This window comes from Kitasatospora sp. NPDC015121, assembly GCF_055562955.1.
In genome coordinates, this window is the sequence record NZ_JBVHEH010000022.1 from 1 (window position 1) to 14,827 (window position 14,827).

The window sequence follows — 14,827 nt, forward strand, 5'->3', positions numbered from 1 at the left end:
GGCCCGTCGACGGGGTTGCCGACCAAGACCGAGCAGGCGGACCTGCTGCAGGCGATGTTCGGCCGCAACGGGGAGGCGCCGGTGCCGGTGGTGGCGCCGGCGACGCCGGCGGAGTGCTTCGAGGCGGCGCTGGAGGCGGCGCGTATCGCGCTGGTCTACCGCACGCCGGTGTTCCTGCTGTCCGACGGCTACCTGGCCAACGGCTCGGAGCCGTGGAGGCTGCCTCAGGTGGAGGGGCTGCCGGACCTGCGGGTGGAGTTCGCCACCGCCCCCAACGGCCCCGACGGGACTTTCAGGCCCTACCAGCGCGATCCGCTGACCTTGGCCCGGCCCTGGGCGGTGCCCGGCACGCCGGGGCTGGAGCACCGCATCGGCGGGATCGAGAAGCAGGACGGCACCGGCAACATCTCCTACGACCCGGCCAACCACGACTTCATGGTCCGCACCCGCCAGGCCAAGGTCGACAACATCACCGTCCCCGACGTGCGGGTCGACGACCCCGACGGTACGGCGCGGGTGCTGGTGCTGGGCTGGGGTTCGACCTACGGCCCCATCACCGCCGCGGTGCGCAGGGTGCGCGCGGACGGCGCCCGCGTGGCGCAGGCGCACCTGCGCCACCTCAACCCGTTCCCGGCCAACTTGGGCACGGTGCTGGCCGGCTACGAGAAGGTGATCGTGCCGGAGATGAACCTGGGCCAGCTGGCGCTGCTGCTGCGCGCGCGCTACCTCGTCGACGCCCAGTCCTACAACCAGGTGCGCGGTCTGCCCTTCAAGGCCGCCCAGCTCGCCGACGTGCTGCACGCCGCCCTCGGCACCCTCGGCACCCCCGAGGGGGAGGAGATCCGATGACCGACCAGTTCCCGGCCCTGCGCCTGGTCCCCAAGGCGCCCGGCCCGCAGTCCGCGAAGGACTTCAAGACCGACCAGGAGGTGCGCTGGTGCCCGGGGTGCGGCGACTACGCCATCCTGGCCGCCGTCCAGTCGTTCATGCCCGAACTCGGCATCCGCCGCGAGAACACGGTCTTCGTGTCCGGGATCGGCTGCTCCTCGCGTTTCCCCTACTACATGAACACCTACGGGATGCACTCCATCCACGGCCGGGCCCCGGCGATCGCCACCGGTCTGGCCGCCTCGCGCCCGGACCTGTCGGTGTGGGTGGTCACCGGTGACGGCGACGCGCTGTCCATCGGCGGCAACCACCTCATCCACGCCCTGCGCCGCAACACCAACGTGAAGATCCTGCTGTTCAACAACCGCATCTACGGCCTCACCAAGGGCCAGTACTCGCCCACCAGCGAGGTCGGGAAGGTCACCAAGTCCACCCCGATGGGATCCCTGGACGCCCCCTTCAACCCGCTCTCGCTGGCCCTGGGCGCCGAGGCCTCCTTCGTGGCGCGCACCATCGACTCCGACCGCCGGCACCTGCAGTCCGTCCTGCGCGCCGCCGCCCGCCACGAGGGCACCGCGCTGGTGGAGATCTACCAGAACTGCAACATCTTCAACGACGGCGCCTTCGACGCCCTCAAGGAGCCCGGCACCCGCGAGCGGGCACTGATCCGCCTCGAACACGGACAACCCGTCCTGGCCGGCCCCGACCACCACGTCACCCGTGACAGCGCCACCGGCGACCTGCGCGTCACCCCCCGCACCCAGGGCACCGCACTCGTCCACGACGCCCACGCCCCCAGCCCCGCCACCGCCTTCGCCCTCACCCGCCTCGCCGACGCCGACACCCTCCACCACACCCCCATCGGCGTCCTACGCGACGTCCAACGCCCCGTCTACGACACCCAACTCAACGACCAACTCGCCCTCGCCGAACACCAACACGGCCCCGGCGACCTCGCCACCCTCCTCGCCGGCACCAACACCTGGACGGTGGGCGAGTAGCGGTTCCTCCGCAGGGCCCGGGCGGCGGCGAGCAGGCCGTCGCCCGGGCCCTGCGCGCTGCTCCGGGCCTGTCAGTAGCTAAATGCCGATACGGAGATGACACCACCGGGCGCGGGCCGCTACCTTTCGGGTGACAGGACGGCACGCGGGTGAAGGGCAGGCCATGGCGGAAGGTTCGCGGGAGGCCAGGGTCGGGTTGTGGAACGGCTTCGCGGCGTACGGGATGTGGGGTCTGTTCCCGCTGTTCTGGCCGCTGCTGGAGCCGGCCGGGGCGGTGGACATCCTGGCGAACCGGATGGTGTGGTCGCTGGTGGCGGTCGCCGCGATGCTGCTGGTGCGACGGCGCTGGGCGTGGATCCGGCCGCTGCTGCGCCAGCCCCGGCGGCTGGGGCTGCTGGCGCTCGCGGCGGTGACCGTCTCGGTGAACTGGGGCGTCTACATCTGGGGCGTGAACTCGGGGCACGTGGTGGAGACCAGCCTGGGGTACTTCATCAACCCGCTGGTGACGATCGCCTTCGGCGTGCTGGTGCTGCGCGAGCGGCTGCGCCCCGCGCAGTGGGCCGCGGTGGGGGTGGGCGCCTCGGCGGTGGTGGTGCTGACGGTGGCGTACGGGCGGCCGCCGTGGATCGCGCTGACGCTGGCGTTCTCGTTCGCGACGTACGGGCTGATCAAGAAGAAGGTGGCGCTGGGCGGGGCGGAGAGCCTGGCGGTGGAGAGCGCGGTGATGTTCCCGTTCGCGCTGGGGTTCCTGGTGTACCTGGGGGTGCGCGGCGAGGGCAGCTTCGTGAGCGGCGGCTGGGGGCACAGCGCGCTGCTGGTGCTGAGCGGGCTGATCACGGCGGTGCCGCTGATGTGCTTCGGCGCGGCCGCGCTGCGGGTGCCGCTGACCACGCTGGGGCTGCTGCAGTACCTGGCGCCGGTGTCGCAGTTCCTGATCGGCGTCACGGTGTTCCACGAGTCGATGGCGCCGGCCCGCTGGGCGGGTTTCGCGTTGGTGTGGGTGGCGCTGGTGGCGCTGAGCGGGGACGCGCTGCGGCGGATGCGGACCGAGCGCCGGGCGGTGCCGGCGCCGGTGCCGGAACCGGTCGCGGGCTGACGGTCAGCCCGCGGCGAGGTCGCGGGCCAGCCGGGTGCTGTCGCGGTGCGCGGTGAACGCGCCCGCGGCGGCCAGGGCGGCCCGCCGGCGGCGGGCGGTGAGCAGGCCGCCGTGGGCGAGCGAGTCGACCGGGCGGCGGGTGCGCCACTCGTCCAGGGACCAGCGGGCGTACGGGCCGAACAGGGCGCGGGTGGGTTCGGGCAGGTCGGTGCGGGCCGGGACGGCGGCGCGGGCGCCGTTCAGGGCGACCTGGCCGTCGAGGTCGGCGCAGACGTCGAGCCAGGCGAGCGCGGCGGCGCGGTGGCGGGCGCCCCGGGGGAGGGCGAAGGCGTCGACCCGGGCCTGGAAGAGGCCGTCGGTGCCGGGGGCGGCGGCCCAGCCGTAGTCGGTGCCGGGGCGCAGGTCGAGGGTGTCGCGCAGCCAGCCGTCGGCCCAGTCGCCGGTGAGCAGGAAGCCGGCCCGGCCGGCGCCGAGCAGGTGGGCGGCGGTGGTCCAGTCGGCGTCGGGGGCGGGCGGGGCGGCGAGTTCCAGCAGGGCGTCCAGGGTGCGCAGCGCGTCGGTGGTGGCGCGGGCGCTCCAGGGGCCGCCGGGCTGCCAGAGGGCGGCGAACGCGTCCGGGCCGTGGGCGGCGAGCAGGACGGTCTCGGTGAGGTGCAGGACCTCGGTGGGGCCGCCGACGGCGAGCGGGGTGGTGCCGGTGGCGGCGACCCGGCGGAGCCGGGCGAGCAGGGCGCCGGGGTCGGGGGCCGGGAGGGCGGCGCCGGCGTCGGCGAGCAGCCGGGGGTGGGTCCACAGCAGGTTGGTGCGCCTGAGCCCGGCCGGGACGGCGTACAGGGCGTCGCGGACGCGCAGCCGGGGCAGCAGGGCGGGCGGCAGGCCGGCCGTCCAGCGGCGGGCCCGGGCCAGGGTGTCCAGGGGCTCCAAGTGGGGTGCGAGGTCGGCGAGTTCGGCGCCGCCGGAACATCGGAAGCTGTCCGGCGGGAGGCCGTCGGCGAGCCGGGCGGCGAGGTCGGCGCCGGTCGGGTTGGAGCGGTCGCCGGCCACGAAGGTGACGTCCGGCGCGTGGCCCTTCAGGGTGGCGAGCATCGCCAGCAGGCCGTCCTGCTCGGGGCCCGCCGTCCAGCCGGTGGCGACCTCCAGCAGGCCCGCCGGACCGTCCGCCGAACTGGCCTCCGCCGAGCCGTACCTGGCCAGTGCCGTTCCGCCCAGGGCGGCCAGCCCGCCCAGCAGGACCTGACGGCGGCGGATCGGCACGGCACTCCCAGCGGGGTCGAACGAACGGACGGGCGAACAACGGACGAACGGTTCGCGGCGGCCCACCATCCCACCGTCCGGCCCCGCTCCGCGTCAAGGGTCCGGCCGGTCCGGGCACGCGGGAAGAACGCCTCCTCGGGATCTCCTCAACCGGACTGCCGGGCTGCTAACGTCCGTGCTGCGCGACCCGGCCGCAGCTGTCCCGGCGCGCGGGAGGAACTCCGATGGTGCACCTCGCCCGACCCGTGCTCCGCCACGTTCCCGCGGTGCGGCGGGAGACGGGCGGGTCGCAGAGCGGGGAGCTGCTCATCCTCCGGGAGGCCGGCCGGCCCGCGGTGATCCGCTGGCGGCCGAGCGGCGGCGACCCGGTCGACCTGCTGCCGCCCTACCGGCTGGACCGGGTGGAGCTGCGGCACTCCCACCGGGCGCGCCTGCACGGCCTGACCGCGGGCGTCCGGCTGGTCACCGCGGACTGGTCCCCGCTCTTCCTGGTACCCCCGTCCGGCCTGCCCGCCCTGGCGCTCGCGGCGGCGTCCACCCAGCGGCGCTGAACGCCCGGCACCGGAGGTTCGCCGAACGTTTCCGGCCAGGCATTGCCGCCGGGTGTGCCCGGTTGGTCAAATACGCCCGGTATCGGCGCGGTTCCGTTCCCCTGCGGACCGCGCCGGTGTCGTCCCGCCCGCTCCGGGCACCGGGGCCGACCAGCCGTACGCCCCGCTCACCACCACCGATCGGACTTCATGGTGACCCTGCACCAATCCACCGCCTGGACCCTGTTCTCGGCCGGTTTCATCTTCGTCGTGGCCCTCCTGCTGGGCATCCGGAAGTGGCTGGAAATGGTCGCCTCGCCCGAGGGGAAGGCGCACCCCTACATCGACATCGCCCACCGGTCCGCCCTGCTCTACGCGTTCGCGACCGGCCTGATAGCCGTCTTCGTGCAGACCTCGGCCTGGCCGGAGCCGGTGAACTTCGCCTCGGCGATGGCGAGCGTGCTGATGTTCCTGGTGACCATCACCAACTACACCCGGATCGGGCTGACCAAGGCGACCCGGAACCAGATGCACAACCCGCCGGCGTACTACCGGGTGGTCCTGACCGCGATCGTCGTCGGCGAACTGGGCGGCTTCCTGGTGCTGCTGGTCGGCTTCGCCGTCGAGCACCTGTAGCCGCGCCGTCGGCCGCGGACGCCGACGGCCCCCGGGGCGACCTCCCCGGGGGCCGGCGCCGCGGGAGCCGCTACTTCCGCTTCGCGGCCTGCTGCAGGACCTCCGGGGTGACCGCGCCGAGGTAGACCCGGCCGTCGTCGGTGACCAGCGCGTTGACGATCCGGGTGGAGACCAGCGTGCCGCCGTCGACGTGCCGGCCGGTGAACTTGGCCAGGCCCTTCGCCGCCTCGGCGCCCGCCTCGCCGTGCACGACGGCGGTCCAGCCCTCGCCGATCACGCCGCCGCCCGCCGGGGCGCCCCCGGCGGGGGCCTGCGGGAGCTCGGGCAGCACGTCGGCCAGCGCGTTGCGGGGCAGCTCGCCCGCGGACGCCTCGGTGACCTTGGCGCCCTTGGGGGCGGTGAACTCGAAGGTCCCGGCGTCGGGCCTGGCGTACGAGAGGGTGCCGAAGCGGACGTCGAACGCGGTCGCGCCGTCCACCGTGCGCAGCTGCACGGCCAGCGGGACGCCCTTCTCGGCGTCGACGGCGATCCGCACCTCGGCGACGGTGGAGCCGGCCTGCTTGGGCTTGACGCTGAGCCGGTACGCGGCGTGCCCGGCGACCCGCTCGGTGCCGCTGACGGTGACCGAGGTGGTCGCCGAGGTGTGCTCCAGGAACTGCTGGGCGACCTGCTGCGGGGTGATCGAGCCCAGCCCGTTCCCGGCGTCCTTCCGGTGCCCGTCGGCGCCGTCGCCCGTACCGGTGAAGTGCAGGGCCTGCCGGGAGTCCCGGTCGTAGGCCCAGAGCTGGTCGCCGTTGTGGACCAGCTCGTAGCCGGACTTCTCGCTCGCCAGGGTGAAGCGCTGCCGGTCGGGGCCGTCGGAGGCGACGGTCAGGGTGTGCGAGCCGCCGAGCAGTTCGAGGGCCTTGAGCTGCGGGTCGGCGCCGCCGACCGGGGCGCCGGCGCTGCGGGCCAGGTTGCCGAGCGGGCCGGAGCCGGACGCGGCGTCGGTCAGGGCGGTGGGCAGGCCGAGGTCGGCGCTGACCCGGATCGTGCCGGAGAAGGTGTCGGTGTCGGCGCCGAGGGCCTTGGCGACCAGCTCCTGGGCGGTGATCGACGGCAGATCCGGTGCCTCGTCGCTGGCGAGCGCGGGCACCAGCCCGACGCCGGCCGCGACGACCGCGGCGACGGCCACCGGCACGCCGATCCGGACGGCGGCGCGGCGCCTGGCGGGCCGGACCGGCCGCCCGGCGCCCTCGTGGGCCGCCAGAGCGATCCGGAGCGGCGTCATGTCGTGTTCTGCGCGGGAGTCGTGGTCCATCGCAGCCCCCTTCCGAGTGCCTGTGTGCTGACGTTCTCCATTAGAGCCGCCCGGGGCGCCCCGCCGCGTCGCCCGGCGGCAGCAGACCCGGGTACGCCTCGCGTCGTACCCGGGGCGCTCCGACCCTGAGACGGTGTCAGGGTTGTGTAGTACCGGAGGCCGAGCTCTCGCGTAGGGTCGGGCCATGAGCCCTCAACCCCCGTCCGTGCCCGCCCCCGTGCCCCCGTCGGCCCAGCCCGCGGCCCGGTCCGCGGCCCAGCCCGCGGCCCCGACCGCGACCGCGATGCGGCGGGCGCTGCGCCGGGCCAGGGACGGCGTGGCGCTGGACGCGGCGGAGGGCGCGGTGCTGCTGCAGGCCCGCGGCGCGGACCTGGCCGAGCTGTGCGCGGTCGCGGCCCGGCTCCGGGACGCGGGCCTCGAACAGGCGGGCCGCCCGGGCGTCATCACGTACTCGCGCAAGGTGTTCGTCCCGCTGACCCGGCTGTGCCGGGACCGCTGCCACTACTGCACCTTCGCCACCGTCCCCGGGAAGCTCCGCAAGGAGGGCCACGGCCTGTACCTGTCCCCGGACGAGGTGCTGGACATCGCCCGCAAGGGCGCCGAACTCGGCTGCAAGGAAGCCCTGTTCACGCTCGGCGACCGCCCCGAGGAGCGCTGGCCCGAGGCCCGCGAGTGGCTGGACGCGCACGGCTACGACGACACCCTGGCGTACGTCCGGGCGATGGCCGTGCGGGTGCTGGAGGAGACCGGGCTGCTGCCGCACCTCAACCCGGGCGTGCTGTCCTGGACGGACTTCCAGCGCCTCAAGCCGGTCGCCCCGTCGATGGGCATGATGCTGGAGACCACCGCCGTCCGCCTCTGGTCGGAGCCCGGCGGCCCGCACCACGGCTCGCCCGACAAGGAGCCCGCCGTCCGGCTGCGGGTGCTGGAGGACGCCGGGCGCAGCGCGGTGCCGTTCACCACCGGGGTGCTGATCGGCATCGGCGAGACGTACCTGGAGCGGGCCGAGTCGCTGCTGGCGATCCGCAGGGTGGCCCGCGCCTACCAGGGCGTGCAGGAGGTGATCGTGCAGAACTTCCGGGCCAAGCCGGACACCGCGATGCGCGCCATGCCGGACGCCGAGCTCTCCGAGCTGGCGGCCGCGGTGGCGGTGGCCCGGCTGGTGCTCGGCCCGGCCGCCCGGATCCAGGCCCCGCCGAACCTGGTGGACGCCGAGTACGCGCTGCTGATCGGCGCCGGCATCGACGACTGGGGCGGCGTCTCCCCGCTGACGCCCGACCACGTCAACCCGGAGCGCCCCTGGCCGCACGTCGAGGAGCTGGCCGCCCGCACCGCCGCCGCCGGGTTCGCCCTGCGCGAGCGGCTGACGATCTACCCCGAGTACCTCAAGCGGGGCGAGCCCTGGCTGGACCCGCGCCTGCTGCCGCACGTCCGGGCGCTGGCGGACCCGGCCACCGGCCTGGCCGTCGAGGGCCGGACCCCGGTCGGCCTGCCCTGGCAGGAGCCGGACGAGCCGATGACCGGCGGCGGCCGCACCGACCTGTTCCGCACCGTCGACACCGAGGGCCGCACCGGCGACCGGCGCTCCGACTTCGACGACGTGTACGGCGACTGGGAGGCGCTGCGCGAACAGGCCGCGCTGCCCGCCCCCCGCCGGCTGGACGCCGACCTGCGGGCCGCGCTGTCCACCGCCGCCGACGACCCGGTGAAGCTGACGGACGACCAGGCGCTGGCGCTGTTCCAGGCCGACGGCGACGCGCTCGACGCGCTCACCCGGATCGCCGACGACCTGCGCCGCGACACCGTCGGCGAGGACGTCACCTACTGCGTCACCCGGAACGTCAACTTCACCAACGTCTGCTACACCGGCTGCCGGTTCTGCGCCTTCGCGCAGCGCCGCACCGACGCCGACGCCTACACCCTCTCGCTGGAGCAGGTCGCCGAACGGGCCGAGCAGGCCTGGCGGGTCGGCGCGACCGAGGTGTGCATGCAGGGCGGCATCCACCCGGACCTGCCGGGCACCGCGTACTTCGACATCGCGCGGGCGGTGAAGGAACGGGTGCCCGGCATCCACGTGCACGCGTTCTCGCCGATGGAGGTGGTCAACGGCGCCACCCGCACCGGCCTGCCGATCCGCGAGTGGCTGCTGCGCGCCAAGGAGGCCGGGCTGGACTCGATCCCCGGCACCGCCGCCGAGATCCTCGACGACGAGGTCCGCTGGGTGCTGACCAAGGGCAAGCTGCCCGCCGCGACCTGGGTCGAGGTGGTCACCGCCGCGCACGAGCTGGGCCTGCGCTCGTCCTCGACGATGATGTACGGCCACGTCGACACCCCGAGGCACTGGCTGGGCCACCTGCGGCTGCTCGCGGAGATCCAGCGGCGCACCGGCGGGTTCACCGAGTTCGTCACCCTGCCGTTCGTGCACACCAACGCGCCGGTCTACCTCGCGGGCATCGCCCGGCCCGGCCCGACCGCCCGCGACAACCGGGCGGTCACCGCGATGGCCCGGCTGCTGCTGCACCCGCACCTCACCAACATCCAGACCAGCTGGGTCAAGCTCGGCGCGGAGGGCGCCGCCGAGATGCTCCGCTCCGGCGCCAACGACCTCGGCGGCACCCTGATGGAGGAGACCATCTCCCGGATGGCGGGCTCCTCCTGGGGCTCCTACAAGTCCGTCCGCGACCTGGAGGCGATCGCCGCGCTGGCCGGCCGCCCGGCCCACCAGCGCACCACTCTCTACGGCGAGGTGCCCGCCGAGCGCCGCGCCGCCGCGCTGGCCTCCGACGGGCACCTGCCCGCGCTGCTCCCGCTGGCGGACTAGGCCCTTTCGTCCGGCAAGATCCGGACGGGAGGGCCTAACCCACCAGCAGGTGCCGGCGCAGCTGCGCGGGGTCCGCGCCGAGGCCCTGGCGCAGGTAGGCGTCGAAGGTGCCGTAGCGGGCCCGCACCTCGTCGAAGCCCGCCGCCAGGTACTCGGGGCGGACGTCCAGCAGCGGCTGGTACACCGCCTGGTGGGCGGGCGGCAGCTGGGCCAGGGTCGCGGCGTTGACCTGCGCCCGGTAGGCGTTGGACGCCAGGTAGTCGGCCCGGACGGTCTCCGCCGGGACGCCGAGGGCGGTCAGCAGCGCGGCCGCGCCCCAGCCGGTGCGGTCCTTGCCGGCGGTGCAGTGGAACAGCACCGCGCCGCGGCCGTCGGCGGCGTCCAGCAGCTGCCCGTAGGCGGCGCGGGCGCTGTCGGCGGAGACCATGGTGCGCTCGCCGGCGATCATCGCGTCGACCGCGGCCTGCGGGCTGGTGACGTCGAACCGGCCGGTGTCGGCGGTGCCCAGGACGTTGGCCGGCACGCTCGTCGCCCCGGCCGGCAGCCGGTCCGGGGCGGCCTGCCGCTCGGCCGGGGTGCGCAGGTCGAAGACGGTGCGGACGTTCAGCCGGCGCAGTTTCGCGAGGTCCTCGTCGGTGAGCTTGGACAGGTCGTCCGAGCGGTACACCCGGCCGAGTTCCACCCAGCGGCCGTCCGCCGTCCGGTAGCCGCCCAGGTCGCGGAAGTTGGGGGCGGAGGCCAGGTGCAGCGAGCGGTCGGCGACCACCAGCGGGGCGCCCCGGTCCGGGACCAGCTCGAAGTACCAGCGGTCGGCCGCGCCCAGGCCGGAGACGGTGACGGTGGCGCTGCCGGCGCCGCGCGCGACGGCCGTGCGGTGCGGCACGTGCTCCCGGTCGGTGCCCGCGTACACGGTGACGTGCCGGGCGCCCGGGGCGGTCCAGGTCAGGGTGAAGGAGCCGTCGGCCCGCTGGACGGCGGTCGCGGCGGTGAACGGGATCGCGTGCGCCGAGTGCCGCGCCGCGTTCGCCGAGGGGGCGGCGAGGGCCGGGGCGGCGGTGACGACGGGGACGGTGACGGTCAGCGCGGCGGTGAGGACGGCCGCGGCGGCCAGCCTGGTGCGGGGGGAGGTCATGGACGCCGACCGTAGGCACACCGACCGCGGGCCCGGTGGCCTCCGGGTGTCCGCGCCGCGGCGGACGGTTGAACGAATCGATGTTCGGGGCGGGCCGCCGCTTCGCGCGGTCCTTCGAATAAAGTGCGTCTACCGTCCGCGTCCGCGCCCGTGCCCGGACCCGCCGACCGAAAGGGTTCCGTCCCGTGATGCCTCTCTGGTCACGTGCCCAGCAGCAGGACTTCCGCAGCCGGGTCCGGGGCTGTCTGCTCGGCGGCGCGATCGGGGACGCGCTCGGCGGCGGCATCGAGTTCGAGCAGCTGGAGCAGATCCGCGCGGCCCACGGCGAGGCCGGCGTGGCCGGCTACGTCCCCGCGTACGGGCGGCGCGGCGCGATCACCGACGACACCCAGATGACGCTGTTCACCGTCGACGGCCTGATCCGCTCGCACATCAGCCGCGACAGCGGCGCCTGGCACCCGCCGTCCGACGTGCACCGCGCCTACCTGCGCTGGTACGCCACCCAGCAGGACTGGGGGCCGGACGAGCGCCGCAAGGACCTGGGCTGGCTCGGCCGCGAGGAGTGGCTGTACGCCCGCCGCGCCCCCGGGCAGGCCTGCCTGTCCGGGCTGGCCGGCACCGAGAACGGGCCGCTGCCGACCGTCGAGGAGCCGCGCAACCCGGGCTCCAAGGGCTGCGGCACCGTGATGCGGGCCGCCCCGTTCGGGCTGCTCACCGCCTGGGACCCGGCGCTGGTCTTCCAGCTCGCCGTGGAGTGCTCGGTGCTGACCCACGGCCACCCCACCGGCTACCTGTCCGCCGGGGCGTTCGCGGTGATCGTCCACGCGGTCGCCCGCGGCGGCACCCTGGAGGAGGGCGTGCACCTGGCGCTGGCCCTGCTCTCCGAGCGCACCGGCCACGAGGAGACCACCGCCGCGCTGCGCGCCGCGCTGGACGCGGTCCGGGCCGGGGCGCCGTCCCCCGAGCGGGTCGAGGAGCTCGGCGAGGGCTGGGTCGCCGAGGAGGCGCTCGCCATCGGCCTGTACTGCGCGCTGGTCGCCGAGGACGTCCGCAGCGGCCTGCTGCTGGCCGTCAACCACTCCGGCGACAGCGACTCCACCGGCTCCATCTGCGGCAACCTGCTGGGCGCCCTGCACGGCGAGACCGCGCTCCCGCCGGACCTGCTGGCCGAGCTGGAGGGCCGCGGCACCGTCCTGGAGCTCGCCGACGACCTGGTGCTGGAACTGCTGCACGGCCCCGAACTGCACGGCACCGAGGCCTGGACCACCCGCTACCCGGTCGCCGCGACCGGCTGAGTCCGGGACCGGCCGCGTCCGGGACCGGCCGCTTCCGGCACCCGGCCCCGGACGCGAGAGTGCCCGCCGCGCGGGAAGCGGCGGGCACCCTCGAAGCCGTGCGGGGACTCAGACCTCGCCGAAGCGGCCCGTGCCGGCCGCCGCGGCGAACGCGGCCCAGGCCGCGCTGGAGAAGCGCAGCTGCGGGCCCTGCGGGTCCTTGGAGTCGCGGACCGCGATCGAGGCCGAACCCGGCACGGCGATCTCGACGCAGGCGCCGTTGCCGCCGCTGTAGCTGCTCTTGCGCCAGGTCAGGCTCTCGGTGGCCTTGCTCATTTCATGAACTCCTCTGCGATGGTGGTGATCATCGACCTGCTCTCCGCGACGCTCAGCGCCGCGGCCCTCAGGTGGTCGTACAGATTGGTATAGCGGCGTACGTCGGCGTCCTTCTCCAGGTAGAGATCGCTCGTCACTCCTTCGAAGTAGACGACAGTCGAATCCGCCGACTCCGGGAACTCCAGCAAGGAGAATGTGCCGGTCATGCCGGGGTGGGCGCCGTGGGTGAACGGAATGACCTGCAGGTTGATGTTCGGCCGCTCGCCCAGGTCGACGAGTTGGTACAACTGCTCGGCCATCACCGCCCTCCCGCCGACCTGGCGGCGCAGGACGGCCTCGTCTATGACGACCCACAGGCTGCCCAGCTGGTCCTCGCCGTGGACGCGGTGCTGCCGCTTCAGCCGGACGTCCACCCGGCGGCGGATCGCGGACGGGTCGGTGTCCGGCTGCGTCCCGGCCACCACCGCCTCCGCGTACTCGCGGGTCTGCAGCAGCCCCGGCACGAACGAGGACTCGTACGCCCGGATCGAGGAGGCCTCCGCCTCCAGGCCGATGTACACGCTGTACGGGATGTCCCCGAACTCGTGCCACCAGCCGCGCTGGCGGGACTCCTTGGCCATCTCCATCAGTCCGGCGCGGACCCGCTCGTCCTCGACCTCGTAGACGTCGCACAGGTCGCGGACGTCCCGCTGGCTGATCGAGCGGCGGCCGTTCTCCAGTCGGCTGATCTTCGACTGGGAGACCATCAGCCGGCCGGCCACCTCTTCGGCGGTCATTCCCTTGAGCTCGCGCAGGCGCCGGAGTTCGGCGCCGAGCCTGCGACGGCGGACCGTCGGGTTCACGCTGGCGGACACATCGACCTCCGGGCCCACTTCTGGCAACAGTGCGGTAATTGGTACCAACCCCCCTGACGCTGAGCAGCATGACACCTCAACTGCGGTCCGTGCCCAGGAATCGCGGTACCGCAGTAGAACAGATCATCGGAAAATAGCTCAATCGGGATCCACGGACTTGCGCGCGGCGTGCCTACCCGCTATAGGACCGCCCGTGCGCTATCCGGCCCCTGACGGGCGGTCGGCGCCTCCACCGACCCCCGGAACGCCGAAGGGCGGGGGGGGGCCGGGGGCCCCCCCCCCCCCCCCCCCCGCCCACTCGTCGAACCGACCGCTAACGGCGTGCGCCGCTCATCGCGCGCCCACCCGACTGGCCACTCCGCGTCCCGCGGCCGCCGGGCGACCCGCCGGACCGCGCGAACCCGCCGGCACCGACCTGCCCTGCTGCTGCTGGGCGGGCAGACCGTTCTGCACGTCCATCACCGCGTGGGCCACCATGCCGCCCAGCGGGTCGTACCTGATCAGGTCACGCAGCCGGGAGCGCGAGGACCGCCCCTCGTTGCCCGGGTACAGGTGCTTGCCCAGGCCGACCGCGTGCGCCAGCGCCGCCAGCGCGGCCGTCCGCGGGTCCGGCGGCACGCCGGTGCGGATCGCCGTGTCCAGCCGCTGCTTGATCGCCGCGTTGGTGCAGTCGTCCGACGCCTGGTACCGCGTCGTCGGAAGCACCCCGCAGACCTGCCCCGCGACGGCCGTCACCATGCCGCACCTCTCCAGGTGCGCCAGGTACGTCTGCCGCAGGCCCAGGCGCGGACCGCCGATCCAGTGCGCGGCGCGCACCGGGCTTCCGCGTCGGCGCAACAGTTCCAATGCGTGGTCAAGGGTTGGGTCACCGGTCGGCCGTGGCACCACCACGGCGATCCGGTCCCCGTCCGGGACTATCCTTCCGGCCAGGGACAGCTCGACGAGCTGCGCCCCGGCAAGTCCGAGGTCGAGGGTCTGCGGCTGCGCGGTGGTACCCGTGGCCGGGTCCAGCGCCAGCAGCAAGAGCTCCTCGGGAATGGTTCGACGGCCTCTGCCCATCCAAGCCTCCCCGCGTGGATGAATGACAGGGTGACGCCTCTCACACAGGCTTGTCGAGTACGCCTCCGAATCGTGACCTTGCCCGGGCAGGGTGGAACCACCGCCGGACGGCTCCGCGTCCCACCGGGCAACGGCCCGGACGGGCAGGAAAAACCGCCGGTCGGGCGGGGTGCGGCGGGCCCTCGAGGGTTCGGTGCCGGAGACTGTACAGGTGCCGGGCCGGGTCGAGAACCCGCCCGAAAAAAACCAGCTTGTGTGATCGGACCGGCGGTGCCGGGCGGACGAGGAGGAGTGGGTTACGTGGGCGAGTCCCCGCAGAGCGAGCGGCGTGACGGCGAGGCGCGGTCGGCCGAGACCGAGGAGACCCCGCACGAACCCGGCGAGCGCGCCGCGGGCAACGGCACTGTCCACCTGCGCGTCCGCGATGCGGACACCCGCACCACCGACCTCCGCCTCCCGGCCGACCTCCCCGAGTCCAGCGCCGCCCTGACCGACCCCCGTCCCACCCCTCGGGACGATCAGGCCCCCGAATCCGAGACGCCCGAGGACGGGGACGAGGAGCCGGAGGGTTCTCCGGCGGGTCCGCAGGCGACGATGATGCTGCGGCTGCCGGACTCCCCGGAGGGGGAGGCGGAGGCGGAGGACG

The 14,827-nt window shown here is 74.5% G+C and carries 12 protein-coding genes and 2 pseudogenes; 8 read left to right on the forward strand and 6 right to left on the reverse strand.

Annotated features, from left to right (window positions below; genetic code table 11):
- From ACZ3J7_RS28740 to rarD, 3 genes and pseudogenes are all read left to right on the forward strand, one after another.
- Positions 1–849: pseudogene (locus tag ACZ3J7_RS28740) on the forward strand (2-oxoacid:acceptor oxidoreductase subunit alpha); the annotation flags it as partial.
- Positions 846–1,889: a 2-oxoacid:ferredoxin oxidoreductase subunit beta gene (locus ACZ3J7_RS28745; protein ID WP_465626029.1), complete on the forward strand. Its 1,044-nt coding sequence runs from the start codon at positions 846–848 to the stop codon at positions 1,887–1,889. The pseudogene ACZ3J7_RS28740 and the gene ACZ3J7_RS28745, both read left to right, overlap by 4 nt.
- A 163-nt stretch (positions 1,890–2,052) precedes the next feature.
- The gene (rarD, locus tag ACZ3J7_RS28750) at positions 2,053–2,985 is read left to right on the forward strand and encodes an EamA family transporter RarD (RefSeq protein WP_465626031.1); all 933 of its coding nucleotides are present in this window, start codon (positions 2,053–2,055) and stop codon (positions 2,983–2,985) included.
- Between the two features lie 3 nt (positions 2,986–2,988).
- Here the strand turns inward: rarD and ACZ3J7_RS28755 are convergent, their stop codons facing one another.
- On the reverse strand, positions 2,989–4,239 hold the full coding sequence (locus ACZ3J7_RS28755; protein ID WP_465626033.1) for an ABC transporter substrate-binding protein: 1,251 nt from the start codon (positions 4,237–4,239) through the stop codon (positions 2,989–2,991).
- Positions 4,240–4,463: 224 nt separating this feature from the next.
- Here ACZ3J7_RS28755 and ACZ3J7_RS28760 point away from each other — a divergent pair, with 224 nt between their 5' ends.
- Positions 4,464–4,790 carry a hypothetical protein gene (locus ACZ3J7_RS28760; RefSeq protein ID WP_465626035.1) on the forward strand — a complete coding sequence of 109 codons (327 nt, stop codon included), beginning with the start codon at positions 4,464–4,466 and terminating at the stop codon, positions 4,788–4,790.
- A 189-nt stretch (positions 4,791–4,979) separates the two neighbouring features.
- Positions 4,980–5,405, forward strand: a complete 426-nt coding sequence (locus tag ACZ3J7_RS28765) for a hypothetical protein (protein ID WP_465626037.1) — start codon at positions 4,980–4,982, stop codon at positions 5,403–5,405.
- A 70-nt stretch (positions 5,406–5,475) separates the two neighbouring features.
- Here the strand turns inward: ACZ3J7_RS28765 and ACZ3J7_RS28770 are convergent, their stop codons facing one another.
- Positions 5,476–6,705: a LolA family protein gene (locus ACZ3J7_RS28770; protein ID WP_465626039.1), complete on the reverse strand. Its 1,230-nt coding sequence runs from the start codon at positions 6,703–6,705 to the stop codon at positions 5,476–5,478.
- Positions 6,706–6,889: 184 nt separating this feature from the next.
- Between ACZ3J7_RS28770 and ACZ3J7_RS28775 the strand changes: the two genes are divergently transcribed.
- Complete coding sequence (locus tag ACZ3J7_RS28775; protein ID WP_465626041.1) at positions 6,890–9,526, forward strand: bifunctional FO biosynthesis protein CofGH; 2,637 nt, start codon at positions 6,890–6,892, stop codon at positions 9,524–9,526.
- 34 nt (positions 9,527–9,560) lie between these two features.
- Here ACZ3J7_RS28775 and ACZ3J7_RS28780 read toward each other — a convergent pair whose 3' ends face one another.
- Positions 9,561–10,658, reverse strand: coding sequence for a tyrosine-protein phosphatase (locus tag ACZ3J7_RS28780; protein ID WP_465626043.1), 1,098 nt, complete (start codon positions 10,656–10,658; stop codon positions 9,561–9,563).
- Positions 10,659–10,846: 188 nt separating this feature from the next.
- Between ACZ3J7_RS28780 and ACZ3J7_RS28785 the strand changes: the two genes are divergently transcribed.
- Positions 10,847–11,953 (forward strand): ADP-ribosylglycohydrolase family protein, encoded by a 1,107-nt coding sequence (locus ACZ3J7_RS28785; protein ID WP_465626045.1) that lies wholly within the window; start codon positions 10,847–10,849, stop codon positions 11,951–11,953.
- Positions 11,954–12,061: 108 nt separating this feature from the next.
- Here the strand turns inward: ACZ3J7_RS28785 and ACZ3J7_RS28790 are convergent, their stop codons facing one another.
- The 3 genes from ACZ3J7_RS28790 to ACZ3J7_RS28800 all read right to left on the reverse strand — a co-directional run bounded on the left by ACZ3J7_RS28790 (position 12,062) and on the right by ACZ3J7_RS28800 (position 14,181).
- Positions 12,062–12,268 carry a DUF397 domain-containing protein gene (locus ACZ3J7_RS28790; protein ID WP_465626047.1) on the reverse strand — a complete coding sequence of 69 codons (207 nt, stop codon included), beginning with the start codon at positions 12,266–12,268 and terminating at the stop codon, positions 12,062–12,064.
- Positions 12,265–13,122 (reverse strand): helix-turn-helix domain-containing protein, encoded by an 858-nt coding sequence (locus ACZ3J7_RS28795; RefSeq protein ID WP_465626049.1) that lies wholly within the window; start codon positions 13,120–13,122, stop codon positions 12,265–12,267. Before ACZ3J7_RS28795 ends, ACZ3J7_RS28790 begins: the two co-directional genes overlap by 4 nt.
- 330 nt (positions 13,123–13,452) lie before the next feature.
- A complete protein-coding gene (locus ACZ3J7_RS28800; protein ID WP_465626051.1) occupies positions 13,453–14,181 on the reverse strand; it encodes a GOLPH3/VPS74 family protein in 729 nt (242 codons plus the stop codon).
- Positions 14,182–14,481: 300 nt separating this feature from the next.
- Here ACZ3J7_RS28800 and ACZ3J7_RS28805 point away from each other — a divergent pair.
- Positions 14,482–14,827: pseudogene (locus tag ACZ3J7_RS28805) on the forward strand (hypothetical protein); the annotation flags it as partial.